The organism is Pseudoalteromonas sp. OFAV1 (genome assembly GCF_021532595.1).
GTDB lineage: Bacteria > Pseudomonadota > Gammaproteobacteria > Enterobacterales > Alteromonadaceae > Pseudoalteromonas > Pseudoalteromonas lipolytica_C.
In genome coordinates, this window is the sequence record NZ_JAKGBG010000091.1 from 1 (window position 1) to 3400 (window position 3400).

Sequence of the window (3400 nt, forward strand, 5' to 3'; positions counted from 1 at the left end):
TTCACGGCTAAACCCGTTCCTACGGGGTTGTAGGAGGCGTTTTAACGCTGAAATATTTAGGTAATTGTTGTACGCAATGTTCACGGCTAAAGCCGTTCCTACGGGGTTGTAGGAGGCGTTTTAACGCCGAAATATTTAGGTGATTATTGTACGTGATGTTCACGGCTAAAGCCGTTCCTACGGGGTTGTAGGAGGTGTTTTAGCGCCGAAATGATTATTAAAAAGCCGCAAAACTATCATTAAGCGGCTTTCTGTATACAAATTAAATCATAATCGCATCTTTAAGATACTGGAATAACTCTTTGTACGCTTTGGCTGGTTTTTCAGCTTTCACTTCTTTTGCGGCGCTGCGTACTAACTGGCGCATTTTTTGGCGCTCAAGAGAAGGGTATTGATCAATTGTTGAATTGATCAGATCGTCACCTTGTTTGATTAAATCATCACGTAGCGTTTCGATTTTGTTCATCAAAACATCCGCTTGGTTGTTTTTGTTGAGCATAATATCGATCATCGCTTGGATTTCATCAACGTTTTCAGTAGTACGTAATACTTTTGCGATATAGTTTAAGTTACGACGGTAAGCATCGCTCTTATCACTTACTTTATCAGAAACAACAAGGGCTTCTTTTAAATCGTGATTGAGTGGTAAGCGATCGCGTTGCTTTTTCGGCATTTTCGCGATTTCAGCACCCAAACCATGATATTGCATGGCTTCACGTTTTAACTCGCTTTTTGATACGTAAATAATTTCTTCTTCGATAAGTGGCTTTTTCTTCTTCGCCATAAGGATGCTCATTCAGTAAACTTAACTATTCGCTATTATACGTCATTTAGTTAATGATTAATATTAGCTGATGCACGTCTCGCAGTGTGTTAGCATTCGCTACACTATAAAAAATATCAGAACCTAGGACACACAAGATGAAAGATCCTATTTATCAACACATTTCTGAAGTGAAAGACGCGGTAAGCGAAGTACTTGAGCATGCAAAAAAGTTGGGTGCTACTGCTGCAGAAGCGGCGATGTCGAGCACGTCAGGTTTGTCTGTTAGTACGCGCATGGGCGAAGTTGAAACAATAGAGTTTAACCAAGACGGTGGCTTAGGTATTAGTGTTTATGTGGGGAATAACAAAGGTTCTGCTTCAACGGCTGATTTAAACCCTAAAACATTACGTACAGTGGTCGAAAAAGCCATTGATATTGCTAAATTCACTTCAGATGATCCATACAATGGTATCGCTGATAAAGAACTGCTTGAATTCGCACCACTTGATTTAGATCTGTATCACCCGTGGGAAGTAAGCCCAGAGCAAGGTATTGAGCTTTGCCATCAAGCAGAGCAGGCGGCACTAAACGCCGATGAGCGTATTGTAAATTCAGACGGTGCGAGTTTTTCTTCTCACCAAGGTTTGCGTGTTTATGGCAACAGCCATGGCATGATTGCAGGTTACCCGCGCACGCGTCATAGCATTAGCACCATGGTGATTGGTAAAGATGGTGAGCAAATGCAGCGCGATTCTGCTTATACCGTAGCGCGACATAAAGATGATTTAAACGATGCTGCAAAAGTAGGCCTCGAAGCGGCAACAGAAACATTGGCTAAGCTTAATAGTCAAAAGCTAGGTACTATGAAAGTGCCAGTTATCTTCAGAGCAGATATTGCCAACTCACTATTCGGTCATTTAGTGTCTGCGATTGGTGGTGGTGCGCTTTACCGTAAATCGAGCTTTTTGCTTGATAGCTTAGGCACAAAAGTATTTAGTGATTGTGTAAATATTTCTGAGCGTCCACATTTATTAAAAGGCTTAGCGTCTTCACCATTCGACTCGGAAGGGTTAAAAACTATCGACCGTGAAATTATTCAAGGTGGTGAGCTTCAAACATATCTATTAGCAAGCTACGCTGCACGTAAACTGTCTATGACACCAACGGGTCATGCTGGTGGTATTCATAACTGGTTAGTTGAGCAAACTCATGCTGACTTAAAAGCACTCTTAAAAACCATGGGCACAGGTTTACTAGTAACCGAGCTTATGGGTCAAGGTGTGAACACTGTAACGGGTGATTACTCACGTGGCGCGGCGGGCTTCTGGGTTGAGAATGGCGAAATCCAATACCCAGTCAGTGAAATCACAATTGCTGGTAACTTAAAAGATATGTTTAAAGCGGTAGTCGGTTTAGGTGGTGATATCGAGCGCCGTGGCGGTATTCAAACCGGCTCTGTATTGATTGAACAAATGCAGGTTGCTGGTAGCTGATTTCATCAATAACTACTCAATTTTAAAAGCCTCACGTTTGTGGGGCTTTTTTATTTGAAAAAGTGCTTTACCTGAACTTAACTTGAGGTTTTATCTTGCTGGCAGTTTAAAAATAAAAAGGAAAACTACCATGTATTTAGAGCACGTAAACCTTGTTGTTAGTAATGTTGATGCCATGCTGCACTTTTATAAAGCTGCTTTCCCGCATTGGCGGGTGCGTAGCCAAGGTGATAGCACATGGTCAGGCAAACCGCGCAAATGGCTGCACTTTGGTGATGATTACCAATATCTTGCTCTGAGCGATAACGGTGAAGACGAAAACCGTGATTTAGCAGGACACCAAGTGGGCCTTGCTCATTTTGCTTATGTGACAAACGATATTAATGCCGTAATTGAACGCTTGGTTGACGCTGGTTATGAAATAGATAAACAGGGTCCAGAAAACCCGTATCGTAAAAATGTATATTTTATCGATCCCGCAGGTTTTGAAGTTGAGTTTGTAGAGTATTTCAGTGATATACCGAGTGAAAGGAATAATGACTTGTAGCTAGAGCAGTCAGCTTTTAGCCGAGCACTAGAAGGTCGAGAAAAATATATGCACAAAGAGAAGAGAATGAGAAAGTAATAACTTGCTTTTCTCTGTGGTTCAATATGTTTTAAAAAATTTGCACAAAGAGAAGTGAATGAGAAGAGAATGAGGAAGTGATAATTGTGTTTTTTGTTTTCTCTAAAGCGCAGCGCCTCTTGTCCTCTTTGTGAATTAAAGATCTTTTTTCTAACTACAGAGGACACAGAGTGCACAGAGGAAGAGAAGGACAGGCTCTAGTCATTCTCTTTGTATTAATTGGGTTTTCTCTGTGTAGCGCGCAGCGCCTCTGTGCTCTCTGTGGTTCAAATATGTTTTGCACAAAGAGAAGAAAATGAGAAGACAATGAGGAAACCAAAAGATTTAATATCTTCGTGAATTAAAGATCTTTTTTCTAACCACAGAGATGTATGGACTCCCCTCCCACAGGGGGGTAACGTAATAAGCGACAAAACTTTTACAAAAGGAGTCCATACATGGTGAATCTTAACGTTATTGCGATTGATTTAGCAAAAAATAATTATCAAGTTTGTAAAATAGGTAAAGAGCGACAAG

General features: G+C 41.0%; 3 protein-coding genes. 2 read left to right on the forward strand and 1 reads right to left on the reverse strand.

The genetic code is table 11. The annotated features are described in order from the left end of the window. Positions 1-262: 262 nt before the first annotated feature. Entirely contained in the window at positions 263-784 is a 522-nt protein-coding gene (gene yjgA / locus L1267_RS23500; RefSeq protein ID WP_235384419.1) for a ribosome biogenesis factor YjgA, read from the reverse strand. A 137-nt stretch (positions 785-921) separates the two neighbouring features. Here yjgA and pmbA point away from each other — a divergent pair, with 137 nt between their 5' ends. Together pmbA and L1267_RS23510 are read left to right on the forward strand one after the other, a co-directional pair. Beyond that, positions 922-2259, forward strand: coding sequence for a metalloprotease PmbA (gene pmbA, locus L1267_RS23505; RefSeq protein ID WP_135922768.1), 1338 nt, complete (start codon positions 922-924; stop codon positions 2257-2259). Between the two features lie 130 nt (positions 2260-2389). Next, positions 2390-2806, forward strand: coding sequence for a VOC family protein (locus L1267_RS23510; protein WP_135922767.1), 417 nt, complete (start codon positions 2390-2392; stop codon positions 2804-2806). Positions 2807-3400: the final 594 nt, after the last annotated feature.